Source organism: Agromyces sp. Marseille-Q5079 (assembly GCF_051016555.1).
GTDB lineage: Bacteria > Actinomycetota > Actinomycetes > Actinomycetales > Microbacteriaceae > Agromyces.
Genome location: NZ_JBPEJF010000004.1, coordinates 361,448 through 383,571, shown reverse-complemented (window position 1 = coordinate 383,571; position 22,124 = coordinate 361,448). Strand labels below are relative to the sequence as shown.

The window sequence follows — 22,124 nt, the reverse complement described above, 5'->3', positions numbered from 1 at the left end:
CGTTGCGTCATGTGTCGCGCAGACGCAGCGTCCGGCAGCGCCTACCGGGCGTCGGTCTTCAGCTGGAGACAGCGCCTTCGCCGTCGGGTGCCGGCCAGACCGTCGGCAGCGGGGATGCCGCAGGATTCACGGCCGCGACGATCTCGTCGAGCACGCGCCGCGTCTGCGACTCCCCCACCCAGAGGTGACGGCCACCGTCGACGTCGATGCGGCGGATGCGCGGAAGCACCGCGAACCGCTCGGCCGCGGCATCCGGCCTGAGGTAGTCGTCGAGTTCGGGGATCAGCGCGACCAGGGGAACCGACGAGCCGTTCCACCGGCGCAGTTCGTCGTCGGTCGTGCGGTGCAGCGGCGGCGAGAGCAGCACAGCACCGGCGATCTCGTGCTCCAGCCCGTACTTCAGGGCGAGTTCCGTGCCGAACGACCACCCGACGAGCCACGGATTCGGAAGGCCGCGCTGCGCGACGAACGCCATCGCAGCGGCGACATCCTCTCGTTCGGCGATGCCCTCGCCGAACGCGCCGTCGCTTGTTCCGCGGGGCGAGGTCGTGCCCCTCGTGTTGAATCGAAGCACGGCGAGGTCCGCGAGGGCCGGGAGACGTGCGGCGGCCTTGCGCAGGATGTGCGAGTCCATGAAGCCGCCCGCGGTCGGAAGCGGATGCAGCGTCACGAGCGTTGCGACCGGGGCGCGGTCGAGCGGCGTGGCCAACTCCCCCACGAGCGTCAGCCCGTCGGCAGTGTGCAGGCGGATCTCCTCGCGATGCGCGGGCAGTTCGACCGCCGCACGGATCTCGATCGGCTCGGTGCTGTTCATCGGGCTCCCATCCTCCAGCAGTGCAGGTGCCAGTGTCGCCGGGAGGCGAGATCGGCCGCGTCGCCGAGCACGCCGTCAGCGCGCCAGACGACGACATGTGCGACGCCCGGCATCACGTCGAGTCCGCACCCCGGGCAGACGTACGTCTTGACCGCCTGAGCCTCGGACACCGGTTGGACGTTCCACTCGCGGCCTGCGCGGACCTCGGTGCGTCGCCACCCCGCACTCAGACGCTCGACGTCGAGTTCGGGATGCGGTTCACGCGCCTTCGCCGCGCGCCCATGGGAACGGTTCGAGCGCGGCATACGTCAAGTGTAGGTCCGGACACGGCCTTCGGTGGCGGCCCCAGCCGAAGGCGGCGTCGGTTCGTGCGCGATGCACGACCGAGCGATCAGTACCAGCCGGACGATTCCGAGTGCGCCCACGCGCCGCAGGGGGTGCCGTAGCGGCCCTGCACGTACCCGAGGCCCCATTCGATCTGCGTCCCGGCGTTCGTCTCCCAGTCGGCACCGGCCGACGCCATCTTCGAGCCGGGCAGGGCCTGCGGAATGCCGTAGGCACCGCTCCCCGCGTTGTACGCGTTCACGCGCCAGCCTGATTCCTTGTTCCAGAGGGCGACGAGGCAGTCGAATTCGGTCGTCGGCCAGCCACGGGCCGCGACCGCGGTCGCGGCGTACGCCTGCGCCGACCCGGGATCGGGCGTCACGGCGGGCGGCGCCCAGCCGTCGCTCGCGCTCGTCGAGGCCGGCTCCACGTACGCCGGCTTGGCTTCGACGGCGTAGTTCTCCTTCGTCGCGTCGATCGTGAAGTCCCCGCCGACCTCGAGCGCCTGGATCTCTGCTCCGCCGAACCGATCAGCGTCGACGCGATCGGGCGTGGCGGTCGCCAGCGCACTCGGATCCACGAGGTTCACCGCGACAAAGCTCAGGGCCGCGCAGAACGCGAAGACGACGGTCAGGCCCTGCTTCACCGGCCCCCTGGTGCTTGCGGATCGAGGTACGACGGACGTCTCCACGCCATGTTCGGTCCCGGTATGCCTGCCCACGATTCGTCGAGTGTATCCGAGGCCGGCGCCGCTCGCAGCACGGCGCCCGTCGGACCTCCGCCCGCTCAGCGGACGGCCTGCATGACGTCGATGACCGCGTCGAGCACGAGGTCGACCTGCGACTCGCGGTACCCGCCGCGCTGCGTCGTGAAGACGATGCTGCGCACGTCGTCGACCGAGATCGGCCAGCCGTCGCGGAAGTACCTCGTGAGCTTGTCGGCGAACTTGTCGACATCGCGGACCCGGTACCCGAGCGCGATCGGACTCACCCGATCGAACCGATGGCCTTCCGAACGCGCGAGGCGATTGGAGACGACCTGAGCCGTTGCGCGCGCCTCCGCGAGCCAGACCTCGTCACCGTGCAACCGCGCGGCGACCTGGCGCTCCTCCGCCGCGAACGCGTCCTCGAGCCGCTCGAGGGCCGCGTCGACATCCGCCGTCACATAGCCCCCCTTCTGCATGCCGAAGGCCGTGAGTCGGATGCGCTCGGAGTTCAGCGGCGGGTCCTCGGGCAACGGCGTGCCGTCATAGGCGCGCCGTGCCACATGCAGGAACTCGTCGACCTGAGCCGTGTTGTAGCCGCGCTGCGGCTTTCGCGTTCGAGGGAAGGTGGAGTCCACCGCCCCATTATCGCCGAGCTTCATCCGAAGATGCGGAACGCCACGAACGCAACGGCCGCCGACGGGAGGATCGAGTCGAGTCGATCGAGGAACCCGCCGTGTCCGGGCAGCCACGAACTCATGTCCTTGATGCCGAGGTCGCGCTTGACGAGCGACTCCGCGAGATCGCCGAGCGTCGCCGAGAGGAAGATGGCGGCGCCGAAGATCAGGCCGAACCACCACGTGTTGCCGAGCATCAGCAGCGACAGGAGCACGCCGGCCACGATGCTCACGCCCGCACCGCCGGCGAAGCCCTCCCAGGTCTTCTTCGGACTGATGACCGGGGCCATCGGGTGCTTGCCGAACATCAGTCCGAACGCATACGCGCCCGTGTCGGCCGAGATCGCCACGATCACGAACGCGAGGGTCCACCACTGGCCTCCGTCGGCCGCGGTCAGCACCACGGCGAACGTCGCGAGGAAGGTGACGTACCCCTGGATGAATGCTCCGGCCGCGAGGTCGCGCACGAGCGCACGTCCGGGCGTGCGCGAATGCGCCGAGGCCTGCTGGGCGAGCCGCCAGAGCGTCACCAGCAGGATGCCGCCGAGCACGGCCAGGAACTGCGCGCCCGCGCCGCCGTAGTAGGCGAACGGCACGGCCAGCACGGCCGCGACGACGGTGGGGATCCGCGGCACGTCGTACTCGCCCTTGCGAAGCGCCTGCGCGAGTTCGTAGCTGGCGAATCCGGCGATGACGACCGCGAACACCATGAACAGCTCTTTGAGGACGAGCAGGCTCAGGAGGAGAGCGCCGCCGAAGACCAGTCCGATGAGGATCGCGAGGATCAGGTTGCGACCGGTGCGGGCCTTGATCTTCTCCTGCGCCTGGTCGAACTGCGCTTTCGACGCCTCGAACTGACGTTCGAGGTCGGCCTTCCTGGCATTGACCTGGGACCGGAACTCATGGCGTGAGGTGCGGTCCCGCCCCTCGGCGTCCGCATCGTCGTGTTCAGGGACGCCCGACATGGTGTTCCCTCAGACCTCGAGGAGTTCGGCTTCCTTGCGCTTGAACGCATCGTCGATGGCGTCGACGTTCGACTTCGTGATCTGCTCGAGTTCCTTCTCGCCACGAGCGACCTCGTCGTCGCCGACCTCGCCCTTCAGCGCGTCGAGGTCGTCCTTCGCCTTGCGGCGGATGTTGCGGACGGACACGCGAGCGTCTTCGGCCTTCGACTTCACGAGCTTGACGTATTCACGACGACGCTCCTCGGTCAGCTCGGGGAGCGTGACGCGCACGATGTTGCCGTCGTTCGACGGGTTCGCGCCGAGGTTCGGCGTGTCCCGGATGGCCTGCTCGATGTCGCGCAGTGCGCTCTTGTCGTAGGGCGTGACGACGAGCGTGCGGGCCTCGGGGTTCGCCAGCGATGCGAGCTGGGCGAGCGGCGTGGGCGTGCCGTAGTAGTTCACCAGGATCTTCTGGAAGAGCTGGGGGTTCGCACGGCCGGTGCGGACGGACGCGAAGTCGTCCTTCGCGACCTCGACGGCCTTCTGCATGCGTGTGGTGGCATCGGACAATACATCCGCGATCACGGGGGCTCCTTCGGTTCGCTGCTCGGGACAGTCTATCGAGTCGGCGACGACTCGCTGTTGCTGACGATCGTGCCGAGATCGGCGCCGAGGATCGCCGCGGTGACGTTGCCGCCGGGCTCCATGCCGAACACCTGCATGGGCATGCCGTTGTCCATGCACAGGCTGAAGGCCGTGGAGTCGACGACCTTGAGACCGCGCTGGAGGGCCTCCTGGTACGTGATCCGGTCGATCTTGTGCGCATCGGGGTTCGTGCGAGGGTCGTCGGAGTACACGCCGTCGACGCCGTTCTTCGCGACGAGGACGACCTCGGCGTCGATCTCGAGTGCGCGCTGCGCGGCGACCGTGTCGGTGGAGAAGTACGGCAGTCCTGCGCCGGCCCCGAAGATGACGACGCGACCCTTTTCGAGGTGCCGCTCGGCCCGACGGGGAATGTATGGCTCGGCGACCTGGGTCATCGAGATCGCCGACTGGACGCGGGTCTCCGCGCCGGCCTGCTCGAGGAAGTCCTGAAGCGCGAGCGAGTTCATCACGGTACCGAGCATGCCCATGTAGTCGGCACGACCGCGGTCCATGCCGCGCTGGGAGAGCTCGGCCCCTCGGAAGAAGTTGCCGCCGCCGACCACGATCGCGATCTCGACCGTGCGCGCTGCATCGGCGATCTCGCGTGCCAGCGCGCTCACGACATCCGGGTTCACACCCAGAGATCCTCCGCCGAACGCCTCGCCCGAGAGCTTGAGCATGACCCTGCGTCTACGTTCCGTCATCCCCGACCGTTCCTTCCCCTTGAGAGTCAAAGCTAGTGGTTCCGACGCGATGGCGCAGTGCCGCACGCGTCGTGTCTCCGCGACCCTCTCTCGGGTCGCGGAAGGTCCGGTGCGAACCGGACACAGCAAAGGAGTCCGGATCGCCTGGCGATCCGGACTCCCTCACTTCGACTTACGCCGTCGCCTTGAAGCGGGCGAACGCCGTCACGGTGAGACCGGAGTCGGCCAGCACCTTCTGGACCTGCTGCTTGCTGTCGCGCGCGTAGTCCTGCTCGAGCAGGGCGACCTGCTTGAAGAACGAGGTCAGACGACCCTCGATGATCTTCGGCAGGGCCGCCTCGGGCTTGCCCTCGTTGCGGCTGATCTCGGTGACGATCTCGCGCTCCTTCTCGACGACGTCGGCCGGAACCTCGTCGCGCGTCAGGTACGTGGGGTCGAACATCGCGATGTGCTGGGCGATCGCGCGAGCGGTCTCCTCGTCATCGCCCGAGTAGGACACGACGACGCCGATCTGGGGCGGGAGGTCCTTCGAGGTCTTGTGCAGGTAGACCGCGAACTTCTCGCCCGACAGCGTGACGGCGCGCGTGAGCGCGACCTTCTCGCCGAGGATGGCGGCCTGCTCGTCGATGACCTCGCCGACGGTCTTGCCGTCGAGCGGCGCCGCGAGCGCGGCGTCGACGTCGGCTGCACCGGCAGCGGCGACCGCGTCGAGGACCTTCTCGGCGAGCGTGACGAACTTCTCGTTCTTCGCGACGAAGTCCGTCTCGCATGCGAGCTGGATCAGGGTGTAGCCCGCGGGCGACTCCTTGGCCGCGACGAGGCCCTCGCTCGTGGAGCGGTCGGCACGCTTCGCGTTGCCCTTCGCACCCTTGAGGCGGAGGATCTCAGTGGCCTTCTCGAGGTCGCCGTCGGCCTCCTCGAGCGCCTTCTTGGTGTCGACCATGCCCGTGCCGAGCTGCTCGCGCAGGGCCTTGATGTCGGCGATGCTGATTGCCATTTCCGGCATTCTCCTTTGAGTCTGAGTTGGTCGGCGGAATTATTCTGCTGCAGCCTCGGCAGCGGCCTCGTCGGCAGCCGACTCGGTCGCGGCGACCTCGGTCGCAGCCTCTTCGACGACCTCGGCAGCCTCGACCTCAGCCTCGGCGACGGTCTCGGCGACCTTCTCGGTCTCAGCCGAAGCCTGCTCCGGGGTGGTCTCGGAACCGGCCTGGAGGAGTTCCTTCTCCCACTCGGCGAGGGGCTCGACGGCGGAGACGTTGCCGGCCTCTTCGGGCTTCTGGTGGCGCTCGATGAGGCCCTCGGCTGCGGCATCCGCGATGATGCGGGTGAGCAGTGCGACCGAACGGATGGCGTCGTCGTTGCCCGGAATCGGGTACTGGACCTCGTCGGGGTCGCAGTTCGTGTCGAGGATGCCGATGACGGGGATGCCGAGCTTCTTGGCCTCGTCGATCGCGAGGTGCTCCTTCTTGGTGTCGACCACCCAGAGCGCCGACGGCGTCTTCGACAGGTTGCGGATGCCGCCGAGCGACTTGTGCAGCTTGTCGAGCTCGCGCTTCTTGATGAGGAGTTCCTTCTTGGTGAAGCCACTCGTGGTGCCTTCGAAGTCGAGCTCCTCGAGCTCCTTCATGCGCGCGAGGCGCTTGGAGACCGTCTGGAAGTTGGTGAGAAGGCCACCGAGCCAACGCTGGTTGACGTAGGGCTGGCCGACGCGCGTCGCCTGCTCGGCGATGGACTCCTGAGCCTGCTTCTTGGTGCCGACGAAGAGGATGGTGCCGCCGTGGGCGACCGTCTCGCGGACGAAGTCGTAGGCCTTGTCGATGAAGGCGAGCGACTGCTGCAGGTCGATGATGTAGATGCCGGAACGCTCGGTGAAGATGAACCGCTTCATCTTCGGGTTCCAACGGCGGGTCTGGTGCCCGAAGTGCACGCCGCTGTCGAGCAGCTGGCGAATGGTGACGACGGCCATGAGCCGTACTCCTTTGTTCTCAGTTGACGCTCCGACCGGCGGTCGGAACCCTGGTGCCCGGCACGGCTCCGCACGATGCAGTTCGCGAGAACTGGTTCGAGACTGAGTGGAGTCGTTGGCCGAATGGCACGCGTAGTCACCCCGACGGGCGGGGTGCTCCCACCACTCTACCATCGGCACCTGCCCTCCCCAACCGTGGCGGGCGCTCGCGAGGTCGCAGTCCGGGCGTCACGGCGGTTCCGGCTGCCGCGAACCGAGCAGCATCGTCCCATGACCGCCGCAGCCCCCCGCCCTCTCCGTCCGCCCGTGCTCGCGCACCTCAGAACGAGGCGGCGGCACGGCGGCGTGGCGCTCGCGCTCGTCGCACTGGCCGCGACGTTCGCACCGGGTGGCGGCCCCTCTTCGGCGGTCGCCGCGTCGGCACAGGGCGTGAACGCGGCCGACTCCACCGCTCGGCCAGGTCTGGATGCAACGGCTGCAGGCGCAGGATCCGGCGATCGCCGCCCCTCAGGAGCGCTCGACGCTCCGCCGCCGGGAATCGCGATCGCCGGCGCCGACGATGCCCTCGTCGTGCGGGACTCGTGGGCGTGGCCCACGCCACTGCCGATCCGGGTCATCGCGCCGTTCCGCGCTCCCGCCACGCCGTACGCGTCCGGTCATCGTGGGGTCGACCTCCGGGCCGACCCCGGCGAGACGATCGTCGCGCCTTCGAGCGGGGTGGTCTCCTTCGCCGGCATGGTCGCCGGTCGCCCGGTCGTCTCGCTCGATCACGGCGACGGCGTCGTCAGTTCGATGGAACCCGTCTCGGCCACGGTCGCCATCGGCGACCGCGTCGGCATGGGCGAGCAGCTCGGCATCGTCGGCACGGGCGGCCACTGCGACGGCTGCGTGCACCTGGGAGTTCGGGTCGACGGCGAGTACGTGTCGCCGATGCTCTTCCTCGGAGGCGTTCCGTGGGCGGTGCTGCTCCCACTCGCGTGAGTCGGCGCGCGAAGGTCGCCGATGTCCGCGACGCGAACTCACGCCCGTGGGTGCGCCGAGCGGTAGGTCTGCTTGAGGCGTTCCGCGGAGACGTGCGTGTAGATCTGCGTCGTGCCGAGACTGGCATGCCCGAGGAACTCCTGCACCGCTCGGAGGTCCGCCCCGCCGTCCAGGAGATGGGTCGCCGCCGTGTGCCGGAGCGCGTGCGGACCGCTCGGGCCGGTGCCGGGCATCTCCTCGAGCAGCGATGCCACCAGTCGGTACACGCTGCGCACGCCCATCCGGCCACCGCGAACTCCCACGAACACGGCGACAGCCGGCCCCGCTGAGCTCCGGCGGGTGCGCTCGGGTACGGCCGACGTCGATCCCGCGGCGCCGGCTTCGGACTCCGCCATCGCCAGCAGCGCCGGGCGCGCCAGCTCGACGTATCGATCGATCGCGCGCGCGGCCGGTGCGCCATAGGGCACGACGCGTTCCTTCGCCCCCTTTCCGAGGACGCGCACCGTCCTGCGACGCCGGTCGAGGTCGTCCAGGTCGAGTCCGACGAGCTCGGACACGCGAAGCGCGGAGGCGTAGAGCAACTCGACGATCGCGACATCGCGGATCGCCCGCGGATCCTCACCCGCGGTCCTCGCCTCGAGGCGCCCTATGGCCTCGTCGATGGCCGGCTGGGCGACGACCCTGGGCAGGGTGCGCTGCGCGCGGGGCGCCTTCAACCTCGCCCCCGGATCGGCCGGGAGCGCACCCGTGCGGGCGAGCCACGCCGTGAAGCCACGGGCGGATGCCGCCCGCCGCGCGATGCTCGAACGCGCGAGCCCTCGCTCGGTGGCGACCCAGAGCCAGTCTCGAAGCAGCTCGAGGTCGATACCGGCGGGTGCGACCACGCCGCGTCCCTCGCCGAATCCGATGAGGTCCGTGAGGTCGGCCCGGTACGCGGCGACCGTGTGCTCGGAGTAGCCGCGCTCGGCCCTCACGTGCGTCAGATAGTCGGCGAGCACCGCATCGAGGTTCACGAGTCCAGCCTGCCGCCCGGAACGCGCGCACTCGTGACGGCACGCCAGTCGACCAGCGAACGCCGCGTCTGCTTCACCCCTGGGGTTTCCGTGAGAAGCGCTCGAGCCGCTCGTCGGGGTCGAGGCCCTCGAGCTCGGCGAGGAAGTCGGCGCCGAGCTCGGAGACGACTCGGTTCGCCCCGATCGGGACCACGGAGGTCGTCACGGTGTCGTCGAAGAGGTGGACGAGCGTGAACGAGCGCCCCCCGTCTACACCCACCAGCGATCGAGATGGCGCCGAGACGTCGATCGTGTAGGCGGTCGCTCCTGCGACGGCGACCGGGATTCCCGCGAACGAGCCGTTCGTCGCGTAGTGGAGGTGACCGCCCAAGATGAGGCGGACGCCCCGATCGCGCACGATCGCCGCGAGTCGGTCCTGACCTCGCAGTTCGAGCACGTCCATGAGGGCGACCGGCGTGGGGATCGGCGCATGATGCAGGGCGAGCACGGTCCCGCGGGGCGACGGATCGTCGAGGACCCGGTCGAGCCAGTCGAGCGTCGCGGGCGCGAGCTCGCCGTGGTGGTAGCCGGGCACCGTCGAGTCCAGTGCGACGATGCGGAGGCCGTCGAGGTCGACGACGTGGTTCACCGGCGCATCGCTTTCGGCGGCGTCGGAGGCCGACCCGTCAGCAGACCGCCGAGCGAGGAGCTCCGTCCGGAACGCGGCGCGCTCGTCGTGGTTCCCCATCACCCACACGAGCTCGGCTCCGGCGGCGGCGGCGAGCGGCTCGAGGACGGCCCGGACCCGGCCGTACGCGTCGGGCTCGCCGAGGTCGGCCACGTCTCCGGTGACCACGATGGCGTCCAACCCTGCGCCCAGGCGCGACAGCTGGCTCGCGGTCTGCGCGAGCGCACCCACGGTGTCGGCCACACCGCCGAGCCGGCGCCCGCCCGCGAGCAGGTGGGTGTCGCTGACGTGTGCGATGACCTGCCGTGCCCCCGGATAGCTGCCGAGCCGAACTGCCATGTGTCGACCTCCCGTCGAAAGCCTACGACCGACGGCGGCGAATCCACCCGCTCCCCCGCCAGGCGACGATGCCGTCGAGCTCGAGAGGCCCGAGCACGGCCATCACGTCGGCCGCCGGCAGACCGCTGCGCTGGGCGAGGTCGCCGACGTGCCGCGGCGAACGAGTGCTCAGCGCATCGAGCACTCGGACCGTGTCGTGATCCTCGTCGGCCGTGGAGCCGACAACCAGGCCGCCGTCGGTCTCGCCGTCACCGAGTCGCACTGCGCCGCCGGCCAGTTCGAGCACCTGCGACGCGTCGACGACGCAGACGGCGTCGTACTCGCGCATGAGCCGATGGCAGCCGGCCGAGGCGGGACTCGTCGCCGGCCCGGGGAGGGCTCCGAGCGGCCGGCCGAGCGCCGCGGCATGCCCCGCGGTGTTCAGCGAGCCGCTGCGCATGCCGGCCTCGAGGACCACCGTGGCATCGCTGGCCGCCGCGATCAGTCGATTTCGCTGCAGGAACCGCCACTTCGTCGGCGATGCCCCGCACGGCAGTTCGGACACGACGGCGCCGGTCTCGACGATGCGTTGCAGCAGCGCGTCATGGCCCATCGGATAGAACCGATCGACGCCGCCGGCGAGAAAGGCCACCGTCGTGCCGTCACTCGCGAGTGCGGCGCGATGGGCCATGCCGTCGATGCCGTACGCACCGCCGGACACGATGGTGCATCCGCGCTCGACCAGCCCCGCCGAGATCTCCATCGTCATGTGCTCGCCGTACCCCGTCGCGGCCCGGGCACCGACGAGGGCGACCGCCCTTCCGCCGCTCGCGAGGGTGCGCGGTCGCCCTCGAACCCACAGGCCGATGGGAGCATGCACGCCGAGATCGTCGACGCCGGTCGGCCAATCGCGGTCGCTCGGGACCAGGAACATCGCTCCGACGCGATGCGCCTGCGCGAGACCTCGCACGAAAGCCTGCTCGTCGATGCGCGGCGCCCATCGCGCGATGCCGTCGGCCGCCGCCTTCGTCGTGATCTCCTCGCCCGCGTCCGCGGTGTCGGAGACGAGTTGCTCGACAGGGGCTCCCGCAATGAGCAGCCCGGCCGTGCGCGCCGCACCGAGGGAGGCGATCAACCTGCCGAGCACGCCGTCGCCCGGTTCCGCGAGCGTGCCGAGCACCGCTCGCGCGAACGCATCGATGTCGCGCTCGACTTCGGTGCCGCTCGTCGCCCCGGACGCTCCCGGACGCCCGGGCTCGAGCGGATGCGCACTCCCCCGCACGAGTGCGAACTCGCGCGCCCACCGGACCGCCGACTGCCGGATCAGGCCGTTCATCGGCTGATCCCCTGTCGGAAGAACAGCGCGCGTCCGACGTGCGCGGCGCTCGGCGCACCGGCGCCCGCAAGGTCGGCGAGGGTCCACGCGACCTTCAGCACCCGGTCGTATCCGCGCATCGTGATACCGCCGCGCTCGAGGGATCGGTCGAGCGCGGCGGTGATGCGACCGCCCGGGTGCAGCCCGCCTGCTCCGCGTAGCCACGGGCCGGGTACCTCGGCGTTCGTCCGCCAGGGGGTGCCGCGGAGCCGCTCGGAGGCCGCGGCACGCGCGGACGCGACCCGTTCGCGCGCCTCGGCCGTGGACATGCCGGGTCGTTCGCGCGCCACCTTCAGGCTCGCGGCGGTGAGCCTCGGAACGCGCAGCTGAAGGTCGATGCGGTCCAGGAGCGGCCCGGAGATGCGGGCGAGGTAACGTCGCCGTGCCGCCGGAGGGCACGTGCACTCGCTGGTGCCCTCGCCGCCGCACGGGCAGGGATTCGCGGCGATGACCAGCTGGAACCTGGCAGGGAAGGAGGCCACCGCATTCGCCCGGTGGATCTCGATCGTGCCGGACTCGAGCGGCTGCCGGAGCACGTCGAGGACTGCGGCCGGGAACTCCGGCGCCTCGTCGAGGAAGAGCACGCCGTGAGAGGCGCGCGCTGCTGCGCCCGGCCGGATCAACCGGCTGCCGCCGCCGATCATGGCGGCGGCGGTCGCCGTGTGGTGCGGGGCCTCGAACGGCGGTCGGAACGACAGGCCGGCGTTCACGGCTCGACCGGCGAGCGAGCGAAGGCACGACACCTCGAGTGCGGCATCCGCGTCGAGATCGGGCAGGATGCCCGGCAGCCTCGACGCGAGCATCGTCTTGCCCGCACCGGGCGGGCCGATCATCGAGAGGTGGTGCCCACCGGACGCCGCGACGAGCAGGGCATCGACCGCGTCCACGTTGCCCGCGACATCCGCGAGGTCGCCGGATGCCGCCGGGGAGCCTGCCGGTTCGCCCATGACGAGCGGCACGGGGTCGACGTCTCGGGCCTGGTAGCGCCCTCCGTGCCGGATCGCGGCCTCGAGCAGCGAGGTGACGCCGATGACCTGCATGCCGGGGACGAGCGATGCTTCATCGGCGTTGGCGTGCGGCACCATGACCGTGTCGAAGCCGGCTCGCGAGGCCGCCAGCACCGCGGGCAGGATTCCGTCGATCGGCCGCAGCCGTCCGTCGAGGCCGAGCTCGCCGAGGTGCACGACACGCGACACCGAGGCCACGGACAGCTCCCCCGCGGCGGCCAGGCACGCCACGGCCACGGCCAGGTCGAAGCCGGAGCCGTGCTTCGGCAGGGCCGCCGGCGAGAGGTTGACCGTGAGCTTGCGCTGGGGCAGCGGGCATCCCGCGTTCACGGCCGCGGCGCGGACGCGCTCGCGGGCCTCCGCGAGCGCGGCGTCGGGGAGGCCGATGATCGAGAAGCCGGGCAGCTGCGCGGAGAGGTCGGCCTCGACCTCGACGATCGACCCGGTGAGCCCGAGGAGGGCGACGGCATGCGTTCTCGCGACGGCCATCAGCTGATGCCCTCGAGATGCTCGATGAGCGCCGGGGCCTCGGCGGGGGCGAGCACGGCGACGGCATCGATGCGGATGCGCGACGTCGCGCTCTCGGTCGCCTCGCACCACGCGACCGCGAGCCGGCGGAGGCGCGCGAGCTTGATCGGGGTGATCGCCTCGAACGGGTGCCCGAAGTCGTGCGACGTGCGGGTCTTGACCTCGATGAAGACCGTCGCGTCGCCGTCTCGTGCGACGATGTCGATCTCGCCGAGACGGCACCGCCAGTTGCGCTCGATCACCCGCAGTCCGCGGGCCTCGAGATGTTCGACCGCGAGCTGTTCGCCTCGTCGGCCGAGTTCTGCATTGTGGGCCACCAGCACCACCTCCGCGACCAGCGTGGCGGTGCGGAGCGGGCGGATCCGGCACGGACCGCGAACCCGGGGCGACCGCCGGTCAGGCGGGGCTGGTGAGGACGGGTGGCGCCGAGGCGCGCGCTCGCCTACTCGTCGAGAGCGAGCTCTTTCGGCAGCTCGAACTCGCGCGTGGCGAGCTCTTCGACGTTCACGTCCTTGAACGTGAGCACGCGCACCGACTTCACGAATCGATCGGCGCGATAGACGTCCCAGACCCAGACATCCTTCATCGTCAACTCGAAGTAGAAGTCGTGCTCGGTGTCGCGGCGAACGAGCTCGACCTCGTTCGCGAGGTAGAAGCGACGCTCGGTCTCGACCACGTACTTGAACTGCGAGACGATGTCTCGGTACTCGCGGTACAGGGCAAGCTCGACCTCGCGGTCGTAGTCTTCGAACTCGTCGTCATCCATCGGATTCATCCTACGCCGAGGTCGAAGAGCGCGGGCGCCGGGGCGACCGGCTCTTTCAGCCACGTGCGACGGTGCAGCGTGCTCGGGCCGTGCTCGGCGATCGCATCGAAGTGCGCCCGACTCGAGTAGCCCTTGTTCTCGTTCCAGGCGTACAGCGGGATCTCGGCATGGGCGCGATGCATGCCGCGATCGCGGTGCACCTTCGCGAGCACGGATGCCGCGGCGACGGACGCGCAGTCGCGGTCGGCCTTGATGCGGGTGGTGACCCGGACCTGGTGCTGGATCGCCCGGCTGAGCCAGTCGTGATTGCCGTCGAGCACGAGCGGGGCATCGACGAGTTGGAGCCCGGTGCCCGCCGCGTCCTCGACCTCGGTCAGGGCCGCGAACGCGCGCGCACCGGCGAGCCCCAGGCACGCCATGATGCCCAGCTCGTCGATCTCGGATGCGCTGGCCTCGCCGACGGCCCATCCGCGCACCCAACCGGCGGCCCGCGGGGCCATGGCCTCGCGTCTCGGCTCGGTCATGAGCTTCGAATCGCGAAGGCCCGCCGGCATGCGACGGACGGATGCATCGATCACGACGATGCCGACGGCGACGGGCCCTGCGAGCGCACCGCGTCCGACCTCGTCGCACGCGAGCACGACGGGCGCACCGGCGTCGAGGAACTCCCGTTCGACGCGAAGGTTGGGGATGGCGGACGGAGCCATCTCAGTCGCCGCCCTCGGCCGCCTCGTCGACGCCCGCGAAGGTGTCGGGGTAGTTGCCGAGCCAGGCCCAGTGCGAGACCGGCCAGCTCACCACGAAGGCGCGACCCACGACGTTCTCGATGGGGACGAAGCCCTTGAGCGGCGTGTCCGCGTTGTACCGGGAGTCCTTGGAGTTGTAGCGGTTGTCGCCCATGACCCAGAGCGAGCCCTCGGGCACGACCTGGTCGAAGTCGTCGCGGGACACCTTGGACTCGCCGGCCGGGAGGACGACGTACGGCTCGTCGAGCGGCACGCCGTTGACGCTCATCTGGCCGAGCGCGTTGCAGCATTCGACGTGGTCGCCCGGGAGCCCGATGACCCGCTTGACGAGGTGATCGTTGGAGTCGGGTGCCGACAGCCCCACGAAGGCGAGGAACCAGTCGACGGCGGCCACGAGCGGCGGCTGCTGCACCTCGACGCGCGCGGGGAGCCATCCGCCCGGGTCCTTGAACACCACGACGTCGCCGCGCTCGAGCGGCGTGACCTCGGGCACGAGCTGGTTGACGATGATGCGGTCGTCCTTGACGAGCGTCATCTCCATCGACTCTGAAGGGATGAAGAACGACCGGATGAGGAAGGTCTTGATGAGGAACGAGACGAGCACCGCCACCACGAAGATGACGAGCAGATCCCTCAGGAAGAGGAGCAGTCCCCGCTGTCGACGGTTCGCCGATGCACTCCCGCGTTCGGTGCGAGTCGTGCTGATGTCTTCTGTCATTTAACCGCCTGAGCTCCTCACCCCAAGTGTAGGGGTGAGGAGCTCAGGTCGAAGTCCGCTGCCGATGCGACGCGCGGGCCGCGAAGCCGGATCAGGCGTCGCGCTTCTCCTTGATCTTGGCCTTCTTGCCGCGGAGCTTGCGCAGGTAGTAGAGCTTCGCGCGACGCACGTCACCGCGGGTGACGACCTCGATGTGGTCGATCACCGGGGAGTGCACCGGGAACTTGCGCTCGACGCCGACCTGGAAGCTGACCTTGCGGACCGTGAAGGTCTCGCGGACGCCTTCGCCCGAACGGCCGATGACGACGCCCTGGAACACCTGGACACGCGAGCGCGTGCCTTCGATGATGTTGACGTGCACCTTGACGGTGTCGCCCGCGCGGAAGTCGGGGACGTCCGTTCGCAGGCTCGCAGCGTCGACGTGGTCGAGGATGTGCATGATGGTTCGCTCTCTGCGCCCGCAACCGGTCGAACGCGGATCTGTGAATGGAAGTGTCTGGTGCCGCCCGCACGATCACTCGCGCTGTGCATGCTCCCCGGAGGCAGAGTCCCGCGGCGGCACAATCCTCTATTGTGCCATGCCCGGGCCGTTGCGCCAAAGCGGTGAGCGGATGCCGCGGTGCTGGGTACTCCCTCCCCCGACGCGGATGCGCGCTCAGGGGCGGTCGCGGTGCTCCTCGACGACGATGACCTCGCCGATGTCGAAAGGCGATTGGGGCGACGGCGCTCCCGGTGCGGCAGCCGGTCGACCGATGGGAGCGCCGGCCTGCGCGGCACGCTCGTACTCGGACATCGTCTCCTGCATGCGCTTCGCGCCGTCGCGCACGAGTTGGACGATGGCGTACCAGAAGGCGACGAGCGCGAGTGCGATCGCGAGGAACGCGAACGCCGCCATCGACGGCCCGGAGAACCCGAACCCGATGATCGCAGCGTGCCAGGCGCCGAGCACGAGGACGTCCGTCCAGGACACCGCGCGCTGCTCGCGGACGCTCGGCCGCATGGACGTGAGCAGCGCGATGATCGCGAGGGAGATGAAGGTCACCGGCACGGTGATGATGAGCCCCAGCGTGCCCCATCCGCCGCCGCCGAACACGGCCCAGCCGACCGCCAACCAGATCGGCAGGACGATCGTGGCGGCCTGGATCCATCGGAAGAAGATGCGCCGGAAGAGCATGTCGACAGCGTAACGCGGCGACGCCGTGCGCGCGCCGGGTGTTCACTCAGGGCTGAGCCGCCAGAATGGGAGGCGGAGAGGATGAGCGTGATCGAACTGAGGACCCCCGCCGAGATCGACGAGATGCGGGCAGCCGGGCGATTCGTCGCCAGCGTGATCGAGGCGACGTCGAAGGCCGCGGCCGTCGGCGTGAACCTGCTCGAGCTCGATGCGCTCGCGCACGAGATGATCCGCGAGGCGGGCGCCGAGAGCTGCTACATCGACTACCACCCGTCGTTCGGCGCGAGCCCGTTCGGCAAGGTCATCTGCACGTCGGTCAACGACGCCGTGCTGCACGGCCTCCCCCACGACTACCGCCTGCGCGACGGCGACCTGCTGAGCCTGGACTTCGCGGCCTCGGTCGACGGATGGGTCTCCGACTCGGCCATCTCGATCGTGGTCGGCACTCCGCGCGCGGCTGACCTCCGACTCATCGACACCACGCGGCGAGCGCTCGACGCCGGCATCGCGGCCGCCCGCCCCGGCAACCGCATCGGCGACATCTCCCGGGCCATCGCGGATGTCGCGAAGGCCGAGGGCTACGGCATCAACACCGACTTCGGCGGCCACGGCGTGGGTCGCACGATGCACGGCGACCCGCACATCCCGAACAACGGCCGTCCCGGACGCGGACTCCCGCTGAAGCCCGGGCTCGTCGTCGCGATCGAGCCGTGGCTCCTCGAGACCACCGATCGCATCTTCACCGACCCCGACGGTTGGACGCTGCGCAGCGCCGACGGCTCGCGCGGAGCGCACTCCGAGCACACCATCGCGATCACCGACGGCGACCCGATCGTGCTCACGCGACGCGGCTGAGCCGCGGCATCCGCTCGATCAGGCCGGGACCGCGACCTCGACCTCGACGACTCCGTCGACCACGCGCGCACGGTACGTGGGCAGCGCGAGCGACGGATCGGTGAAGCACTCGCCCGTCGCGAGGTCGTAGACCTCCTTGTGCAACGGGGAGGCGATGGTGGGCCGATCGCCGCGCGAACCGGTGATGCCGCGTGCCATCACCGGGGCGCCCGTGTGCGGGTCCCGGTGGTCGACCGCGTAGACCTCGTCGCCCTCGAGGCGCACGAGCGCCACCTGCCGGTCGCCGAGCAGCGCGACCTCGCCCCACCCCGGCTCGAGGTCGCCGACCTCGCACGCGTGCATCCAGAGGGTTCCCGAATCGATCGTCATGGTCATGGCGCGCTCCTCTTCTCTGCCTGCTCCGACGCTACGAACGGGGTGTTTCCTGCGCCGTGCAGTTCGTGTTTCACCGACGTGAAACCCCCCTCACAACCGCCGCACCCGGACGTGCGCTCCACGAGCGGAGGAGTTACCCCCGTGTAACAGGGCCGAAACGGCCCGGTCGTACGCTCGCATCAATCGAGCCACGGAGGACCCATGACCGAGACCAACCGCGCCCGCGATGAAGTCCGCAACGTCGTCATCGTCGGCGGCGGCCCAGCGGCCCACCGACTCGCCGACAGCCTGCATGCACGAGACGCCGAGCGCACGGTGCACGTCACCGTCGTCGGCGACGAGCCGCACCGGCCCTACGACCGCGTCGCGCTCAGCACGCGCCTCGCCGACGGTGGCGCCGACCTGACGCTGCAGCCGACGTCCATGTGGGACGAGGGGCGGGTGCGCCTCGTCACGGGCGAGCGCGTCACGTCGATCGACCCCGTGGGCCGCACGGCCACGACCTCCGCCGGCACCGAGCTCCACTGGGACGAGCTCGTGCTCGCCACCGGATCGAGCGCGCCGGTGCCCGACATCCCCGGCGCGGCGAGCAGCCGCGTCTACCGCACCATCGAGGACGTCGACAACCTCGTCTCGGAGGCGCGGCAGCTCGCCGACGTGCACGGCCGCCCCGCGCGCGTCGTGGTCGCCGGCGGCGGACTCCTGGGGCTCGAGGCCGCCGGAGGGCTCGCGAAGCTCGGCGCGCACGTCGCAGTCGTGCACTCGGGCGGATGGCTCATGTCGGCCCAGCTCGACGAGGGCGCCGGTCGGGCCCTCGGTCGCATCATCTCGGGCCAGGGCATCGGGCTCCACCTCGGGGCGCGGCCCTCGGCCATCCGCGTCGAGGACGATCGGGTCACCGCCGTCGAGCTCACGAACGAGCGGGTCATCGAGGCCGACCTCGTGATCTTCGCGATCGGCATCAGCCCGCGCGACGAGCTCGCCCGTGACCTCGGCCTCGGGCTCGGCCCGCGCGGCGGCGTCGCGATCGACACGAGCTGCGCGACATCCGAGTCGAACATCTGGGCGATCGGCGAGGTGGCCAGCTTCGAGGGCCGCTGCACCGGGCTCGTGGCGCCGGCGAACGCCATGGCCGAGGTCGTGGCCGACCGCATCCTCGGCGGCGCGGCCGAGTTCACGAGTGTCGACGACGCGACCAAGCTCAAGCTCTCGGGCGTCGACGTGGCCAGCTTCGGCGACGCGCTCGCGCGCACCGAACAGGCGCTCGAGATCGTCTACGCCGACCCGGCCCGCGGGCTGTACCAGAAGCTCGTGATGACCGACGACGCGAAGACGCTGCTCGGCGGCATCTTCGTCGGCGACGCCTCGCCCTACGCCTCGCTCCGTCCGATGCTCGGCATGCAGCTCTCGTCCGAGCCCGCTGCGTACCTCTCGGCGTCGGGCATGGAGGCGCCCGCGGGCGATGAGCTCCCGGCATCCGCCCTGGTGTGCGCCTGCAACAACGTGGCGGCCGGCACCATCCGAGATGCCGTGAACGGCGACGAGCACACCGAGGGGTGCTCCGAACTCGGCGCGCTGAAGGCGTGCACCCGTGCCGGAACGCAGTGCGGGTCGTGCGTGCCGCTCGTGAAGAAGCTCATGGAGACCGAGCTGACCAAGGCCGGCATCACGCCCTCGCGCGCGCTCTGCGAGCACTTCGAACTCTCGCGTCAGGAGCTCTTCGAGTCGATCCGCGTGCTCGAGCTCACCTCGTTCGACGAGATCGTCGCGCGGCTCGGCACCGGTCGCGGCTGCGACGTGTGCAAGCCCGTCGTCGGGTCCATCCTCGCGACGCAGCACGGCTCGTACATCCTCGACGGCGGGCGCGGCGGCCTCCAGGACACCAACGACCGCGCCATGGCGAACATGCAGAAGGACGGCACCTACTCGGTGGTCCCCCGCATCCCCGCCGGCGAGATCACGCCGGACAAGCTCGCGGTCATCGCCCAGGTGGCCACCGACTACGGCCTCTACACGAAGATCACGGGCGGCCAGCGCATCGACCTGTTCGGCGCCCGCCTCGACCAGCTGCCCGACATCTGGAAGCGGCTGGTCGACGCCGGCTTCGAGTCGGGGCAGGCGTACGGGAAGGCGCTCCGCAACGTGAAGAGCTGCGTCGGCTCGACCTGGTGCCGATTCGGCGTGCAGGACTCGGTCGCCATGGCCGTGCAGCTCGAACTCCGCTACCGCGGCCTCCGCTCGCCCCACAAGCTCAAGTTCGGCGTCTCGGGATGCGCGCGCGAATGCGCGGAGGCCCGCGGCAAGGACGTCGGCGTCATCGCGACGGACCAGGGCTGGAACATGTACGTCGGCGGCAACGGCGGATTCCAGCCGGCGCACGCGCAACTGCTCGCGAGCGACCTCGACGACGAGACGCTGCTGAAGTACATCGACCGCTACATCATGTACTACGTGCGCACGGCCGACCGCCTGCAGCGCACGGCACGATGGATCGAGGACATCGAGGGCGGCCTCGACCACGTGCGCGACGTGGTCGTGAACGACTCGCTCGGCCTCGCCGCCGAGCTCGAGGCCGCCGTCGACCGCCACGTCGACTCGTACGAGGACGAATGGGCGGCCACCCTCGCCGACCCCGAACGCCTCCGGCGCTTCCGCTCCTTCGTGAACGCGCCCGACGTACCGGATCCCTCGGTCGCCCGCGTTCCCGACCAGCGCGGGCAGATGCGCCCCGCGACCGACGAGGAGCGCGACCGCGGCGAGGCCGTGCTCGTCGCCGGAATGACCATCCCCGTCCGGGGAGTGGACGCATGACCGGCAGCGTCACGCTCGTCGGCGGCGGCCCGGGACGTGAGGACCTGCTGACCGTCGCGGCCGTGCGCGCACTCCGATACGCCGACGTCGTGCTCTACGACCGGCTCGCACCGCACGAACGGCTCGCCGAGCTCGCACCCGGCGCCCTCCTCGTCGACGTCGGCAAGCAACCCGGTCACCACGCGATCCCGCAGGCCGAGATCGAGGCACTGCTCGTCGAGTACGCGCTCGCCGGCAATCGAGTCGTGCGGCTGAAAGGCGGGGATCCGTACGTCCTCGGCCGCGGCGGCGAGGAGGTGCTCGCGTGCCACCGTGCCGGGGTCCCGGTGGAGGTCGTGCCGGGAGTGACCAGCGCCATCTCCGTCCCCGGAGCCGCGGGCATCCCGCTCACGCATCGGGGCATCAGCCACCTCTTCACCGTCGTCTCCGGTCATGCCCCGCTCAGCGCGGACGAGCTCGAGCACCTCGCCGGGCTCGGCGGCACGATCGTCGTGCTCATGGGCGTGAACACGCTCCCGTCCCTCACGGCGGGGCTCGCACGGGCCGGAATGACCGAGCGGATGCCGGTCGCGATCATCGAGCGCGGGTACTCGGCCGAACAGCGCACCACCATCGGCGAGCTCGCCGACATCGTGACGACCGCCGGGCGCGCCCGCGTCGCCTCGCCCGCGGTGGTCGTCATCGGCGAGGTCGTCCGCCTCGCGCACGACGGCGACGCGAGCGCCGCCGAGCTCATGGACCGCGCTGCGGGTCTCGCGACGGTGACCGGGTGAGCGACCTCCTCGAATGCGCCCCGGGGTTCCGGGCCGACCAGCTCGCCGGCTTCCGCATCGGCGTCACGAGCGACCGACGCTCGGCCGACCTCATCGACGCGCTCGCCCGCCGGGGAGCGACCGTGATCCACGCCCCGACCCTGCGCATGACCAACGCGCTCTCCGATGATCCGGTCATCGCCGACACGCGGGCCATCATCGACGCCCGCCCCGACGTGCTGCTCGCGACGACGGCCTACGGCGTCCGCCGGTGGTTCGAGGTCGCCGACGCGGCCGGACTCGGCGAGGACCTCCTGGACGCGCTCGCCGAGACGGCGATCCTCGTGCGCGGGCCGAAGGCCCGCGGCGGCATCCGTGCGGCCGGCCTCAACGACGTCGGGATGAGCGCGCAGGAGACCACCGAATCGCTCATCGACGAGGTGCTCGCGAACTACCCGCCCGGGCTCACCGTCGCGGTGCAGCTGCACGGATTCCTCGAGCCGTCGCAGCTCGAACGCCTGAGCGTCGCCCACGACCGGGTGCTCACGGTGGCCCCGTACCGATGGATCGAGATCGACGAGTCCGACGACCGCGTCGAACGGCTCATCGAGTCCGCGTGCACCGGCGGCCTGGACGCCATCACCTTCACGAGCGCACCCGCCGTGCACGCGCTCTTCGGCGCGGCCGAGGCGATGGGGCGCTACGACGACCTCGTCGACGCGATGTGCGGCCCGGTCGTCGCGGCGGCCGTCGGCCCGGTCACGGCGGTGCCGCTCATCGCGGCGGGCATCGAGCCGATCCAGCCGGAGCGATACCGCATGGGTGCGCTCATCCGCCTCGTCTGCGAGCACCTCGAGACGAACCGCGTGGTGCGCCTGGAGACGAGGCACGGTCCGCTCGCGTTGCGCGGATCGATCGTCGACGTGGCCGACCGCCGGGTCTCGCTCGCCCCCGTGGCCCTCATGATCCTCCGCGCGCTCGTGCAGGCGCGCGGCTCTGTGGTGGCCCGCGACCGCCTCGCGGCAGGCCTTCCCGGGACGAACGACGAGCACGCGCTCGAGGTCGCGCTCAGCCGGCTGCGCCAGACGCTCGCCGTGCCCGGACTCATCGCCACCGTCGTGAAGCGGGGGTACCGCATCGACGTGTGAGCACCGCCTCACAGCCGCCGCCGTCACCGGTGAGCAGGTGGAGACGCAGGGTTTACGACCGGACCGATCCGCAGAAACACGACGTCAATAGCTTCGAGTCGAAGGATCCACTC

The 22,124-nt window shown here is 70.4% G+C and carries 25 protein-coding genes; 5 read left to right on the top strand and 20 right to left on the bottom strand.

The genetic code is table 11. The features are described from left to right. Positions 1 to 58: 58 nt before the first annotated feature. From ACR3IO_RS12405 to rpsB, 9 genes are all read right to left on the bottom strand, one after another. Complete coding sequence (locus ACR3IO_RS12405; protein ID WP_434071511.1) at positions 59 to 814, bottom strand: alpha/beta hydrolase; 756 nt, start codon at positions 812 to 814, stop codon at positions 59 to 61. Beyond that, the gene (locus ACR3IO_RS12400; RefSeq protein WP_434071510.1) at positions 811 to 1,119 is read right to left on the bottom strand and encodes a hypothetical protein; all 309 of its coding nucleotides are present in this window, start codon (positions 1,117 to 1,119) and stop codon (positions 811 to 813) included. The genes ACR3IO_RS12405 and ACR3IO_RS12400 overlap by 4 nt, the downstream gene beginning before the upstream one ends. Before the next feature lie 86 nt (positions 1,120 to 1,205). Continuing rightward, positions 1,206 to 1,784 (bottom strand): lytic transglycosylase domain-containing protein, encoded by a 579-nt coding sequence (locus ACR3IO_RS12395; RefSeq protein WP_434071509.1) that lies wholly within the window; start codon positions 1,782 to 1,784, stop codon positions 1,206 to 1,208. Positions 1,785 to 1,924: 140 nt separating this feature from the next. Next, the gene (locus tag ACR3IO_RS12390) at positions 1,925 to 2,479 is read right to left on the bottom strand and encodes a DivIVA domain-containing protein (RefSeq protein ID WP_434071508.1); all 555 of its coding nucleotides are present in this window, start codon (positions 2,477 to 2,479) and stop codon (positions 1,925 to 1,927) included. A gap of 20 nt (positions 2,480 to 2,499) precedes the next feature. Then, positions 2,500 to 3,483 (bottom strand): phosphatidate cytidylyltransferase, encoded by a 984-nt coding sequence (locus ACR3IO_RS12385; RefSeq protein WP_434071507.1) that lies wholly within the window; start codon positions 3,481 to 3,483, stop codon positions 2,500 to 2,502. Positions 3,484 to 3,492: 9 nt separating this feature from the next. Next, the gene (frr, locus tag ACR3IO_RS12380) at positions 3,493 to 4,047 is read right to left on the bottom strand and encodes a ribosome recycling factor (protein WP_434071506.1); all 555 of its coding nucleotides are present in this window, start codon (positions 4,045 to 4,047) and stop codon (positions 3,493 to 3,495) included. 32 nt (positions 4,048 to 4,079) lie between these two features. After that, positions 4,080 to 4,811 (bottom strand): UMP kinase, encoded by a 732-nt coding sequence (gene pyrH / locus ACR3IO_RS12375; RefSeq protein WP_434071505.1) that lies wholly within the window; start codon positions 4,809 to 4,811, stop codon positions 4,080 to 4,082. A gap of 172 nt (positions 4,812 to 4,983) precedes the next feature. Beyond that, on the bottom strand, positions 4,984 to 5,808 hold the full coding sequence (tsf, locus tag ACR3IO_RS12370; RefSeq protein WP_434071504.1) for a translation elongation factor Ts: 825 nt from the start codon (positions 5,806 to 5,808) through the stop codon (positions 4,984 to 4,986). 39 nt (positions 5,809 to 5,847) lie between these two features. Next, positions 5,848 to 6,777, bottom strand: coding sequence for a 30S ribosomal protein S2 (gene rpsB / locus ACR3IO_RS12365; RefSeq protein ID WP_434071503.1), 930 nt, complete (start codon positions 6,775 to 6,777; stop codon positions 5,848 to 5,850). A gap of 270 nt (positions 6,778 to 7,047) precedes the next feature. On the opposite strand from rpsB, the gene ACR3IO_RS12360 reads away from it, so the two are divergent. Continuing rightward, a complete protein-coding gene (locus ACR3IO_RS12360) occupies positions 7,048 to 7,758 on the top strand; it encodes a M23 family metallopeptidase (protein ID WP_434071502.1) in 711 nt (236 codons plus the stop codon). A 38-nt stretch (positions 7,759 to 7,796) separates the two neighbouring features. On the opposite strand, the gene ACR3IO_RS12355 is transcribed toward ACR3IO_RS12360, so the two are convergent. The 10 genes from ACR3IO_RS12355 to ACR3IO_RS12310 form a co-directional block, all read right to left on the bottom strand. Next, positions 7,797 to 8,771 (bottom strand): tyrosine-type recombinase/integrase, encoded by a 975-nt coding sequence (locus ACR3IO_RS12355; RefSeq protein WP_434071501.1) that lies wholly within the window; start codon positions 8,769 to 8,771, stop codon positions 7,797 to 7,799. Positions 8,772 to 8,844: 73 nt separating this feature from the next. Beyond that, complete coding sequence (locus tag ACR3IO_RS12350) at positions 8,845 to 9,777, bottom strand: phosphodiesterase (protein ID WP_434071500.1); 933 nt, start codon at positions 9,775 to 9,777, stop codon at positions 8,845 to 8,847. A gap of 22 nt (positions 9,778 to 9,799) precedes the next feature. Continuing rightward, positions 9,800 to 11,092, bottom strand: coding sequence for a DNA-processing protein DprA (dprA, locus tag ACR3IO_RS12345; RefSeq protein WP_434071499.1), 1,293 nt, complete (start codon positions 11,090 to 11,092; stop codon positions 9,800 to 9,802). Beyond that, positions 11,089 to 12,627, bottom strand: coding sequence for a YifB family Mg chelatase-like AAA ATPase (locus ACR3IO_RS12340; RefSeq protein WP_434071498.1), 1,539 nt, complete (start codon positions 12,625 to 12,627; stop codon positions 11,089 to 11,091). The genes dprA and ACR3IO_RS12340 overlap by 4 nt, the downstream gene beginning before the upstream one ends. Then, entirely contained in the window at positions 12,627 to 12,983 is a 357-nt protein-coding gene (locus ACR3IO_RS12335) for a YraN family protein (protein ID WP_434071497.1), read from the bottom strand. The genes ACR3IO_RS12340 and ACR3IO_RS12335 overlap by 1 nt, the downstream gene beginning before the upstream one ends. Before the next feature lie 125 nt (positions 12,984 to 13,108). Next, entirely contained in the window at positions 13,109 to 13,432 is a 324-nt protein-coding gene (locus ACR3IO_RS12330; RefSeq protein ID WP_067875570.1) for a DUF2469 family protein, read from the bottom strand. Positions 13,433 to 13,437: 5 nt separating this feature from the next. After that, positions 13,438 to 14,139: a ribonuclease HII gene (locus ACR3IO_RS12325; protein WP_434071496.1), complete on the bottom strand. Its 702-nt coding sequence runs from the start codon at positions 14,137 to 14,139 to the stop codon at positions 13,438 to 13,440. 1 nt (position 14,140) lies between these two features. Then, positions 14,141 to 14,896 carry a signal peptidase I gene (gene lepB, locus ACR3IO_RS12320; protein WP_434071495.1) on the bottom strand — a complete coding sequence of 252 codons (756 nt, stop codon included), beginning with the start codon at positions 14,894 to 14,896 and terminating at the stop codon, positions 14,141 to 14,143. A 91-nt stretch (positions 14,897 to 14,987) separates the two neighbouring features. Then, complete coding sequence (rplS, locus tag ACR3IO_RS12315; protein WP_157427809.1) at positions 14,988 to 15,335, bottom strand: 50S ribosomal protein L19; 348 nt, start codon at positions 15,333 to 15,335, stop codon at positions 14,988 to 14,990. Positions 15,336 to 15,551: 216 nt separating this feature from the next. Beyond that, positions 15,552 to 16,070 carry a hypothetical protein gene (locus tag ACR3IO_RS12310; protein ID WP_434071494.1) on the bottom strand — a complete coding sequence of 173 codons (519 nt, stop codon included), beginning with the start codon at positions 16,068 to 16,070 and terminating at the stop codon, positions 15,552 to 15,554. An 87-nt stretch (positions 16,071 to 16,157) separates the two neighbouring features. On the opposite strand from ACR3IO_RS12310, the gene map reads away from it, so the two are divergent. Beyond that, complete coding sequence (gene map / locus ACR3IO_RS12305; protein WP_434071569.1) at positions 16,158 to 16,925, top strand: type I methionyl aminopeptidase; 768 nt, start codon at positions 16,158 to 16,160, stop codon at positions 16,923 to 16,925. Between the two features lie 18 nt (positions 16,926 to 16,943). On the opposite strand, the gene nirD is transcribed toward map, so the two are convergent. After that, positions 16,944 to 17,300, bottom strand: coding sequence for a nitrite reductase small subunit NirD (gene nirD, locus ACR3IO_RS12300; protein WP_434071493.1), 357 nt, complete (start codon positions 17,298 to 17,300; stop codon positions 16,944 to 16,946). Positions 17,301 to 17,501: 201 nt separating this feature from the next. Between nirD and nirB the strand changes: the two genes are divergently transcribed. The 3 genes from nirB to ACR3IO_RS12285 are packed head-to-tail and all read left to right on the top strand — an operon-like array spanning position 17,502 to position 22,011. Then, a complete protein-coding gene (nirB, locus tag ACR3IO_RS12295) occupies positions 17,502 to 20,111 on the top strand; it encodes a nitrite reductase large subunit NirB (RefSeq protein ID WP_434071492.1) in 2,610 nt (869 codons plus the stop codon). Continuing rightward, the gene (cobA, locus tag ACR3IO_RS12290; protein WP_434071491.1) at positions 20,108 to 20,884 is read left to right on the top strand and encodes a uroporphyrinogen-III C-methyltransferase; all 777 of its coding nucleotides are present in this window, start codon (positions 20,108 to 20,110) and stop codon (positions 20,882 to 20,884) included. The genes nirB and cobA overlap by 4 nt, the downstream gene beginning before the upstream one ends. Next, positions 20,881 to 22,011 carry a uroporphyrinogen-III synthase gene (locus tag ACR3IO_RS12285; RefSeq protein ID WP_434071490.1) on the top strand — a complete coding sequence of 377 codons (1,131 nt, stop codon included), beginning with the start codon at positions 20,881 to 20,883 and terminating at the stop codon, positions 22,009 to 22,011. The genes cobA and ACR3IO_RS12285 overlap by 4 nt, the downstream gene beginning before the upstream one ends. Positions 22,012 to 22,124 lie beyond the last annotated feature (113 nt).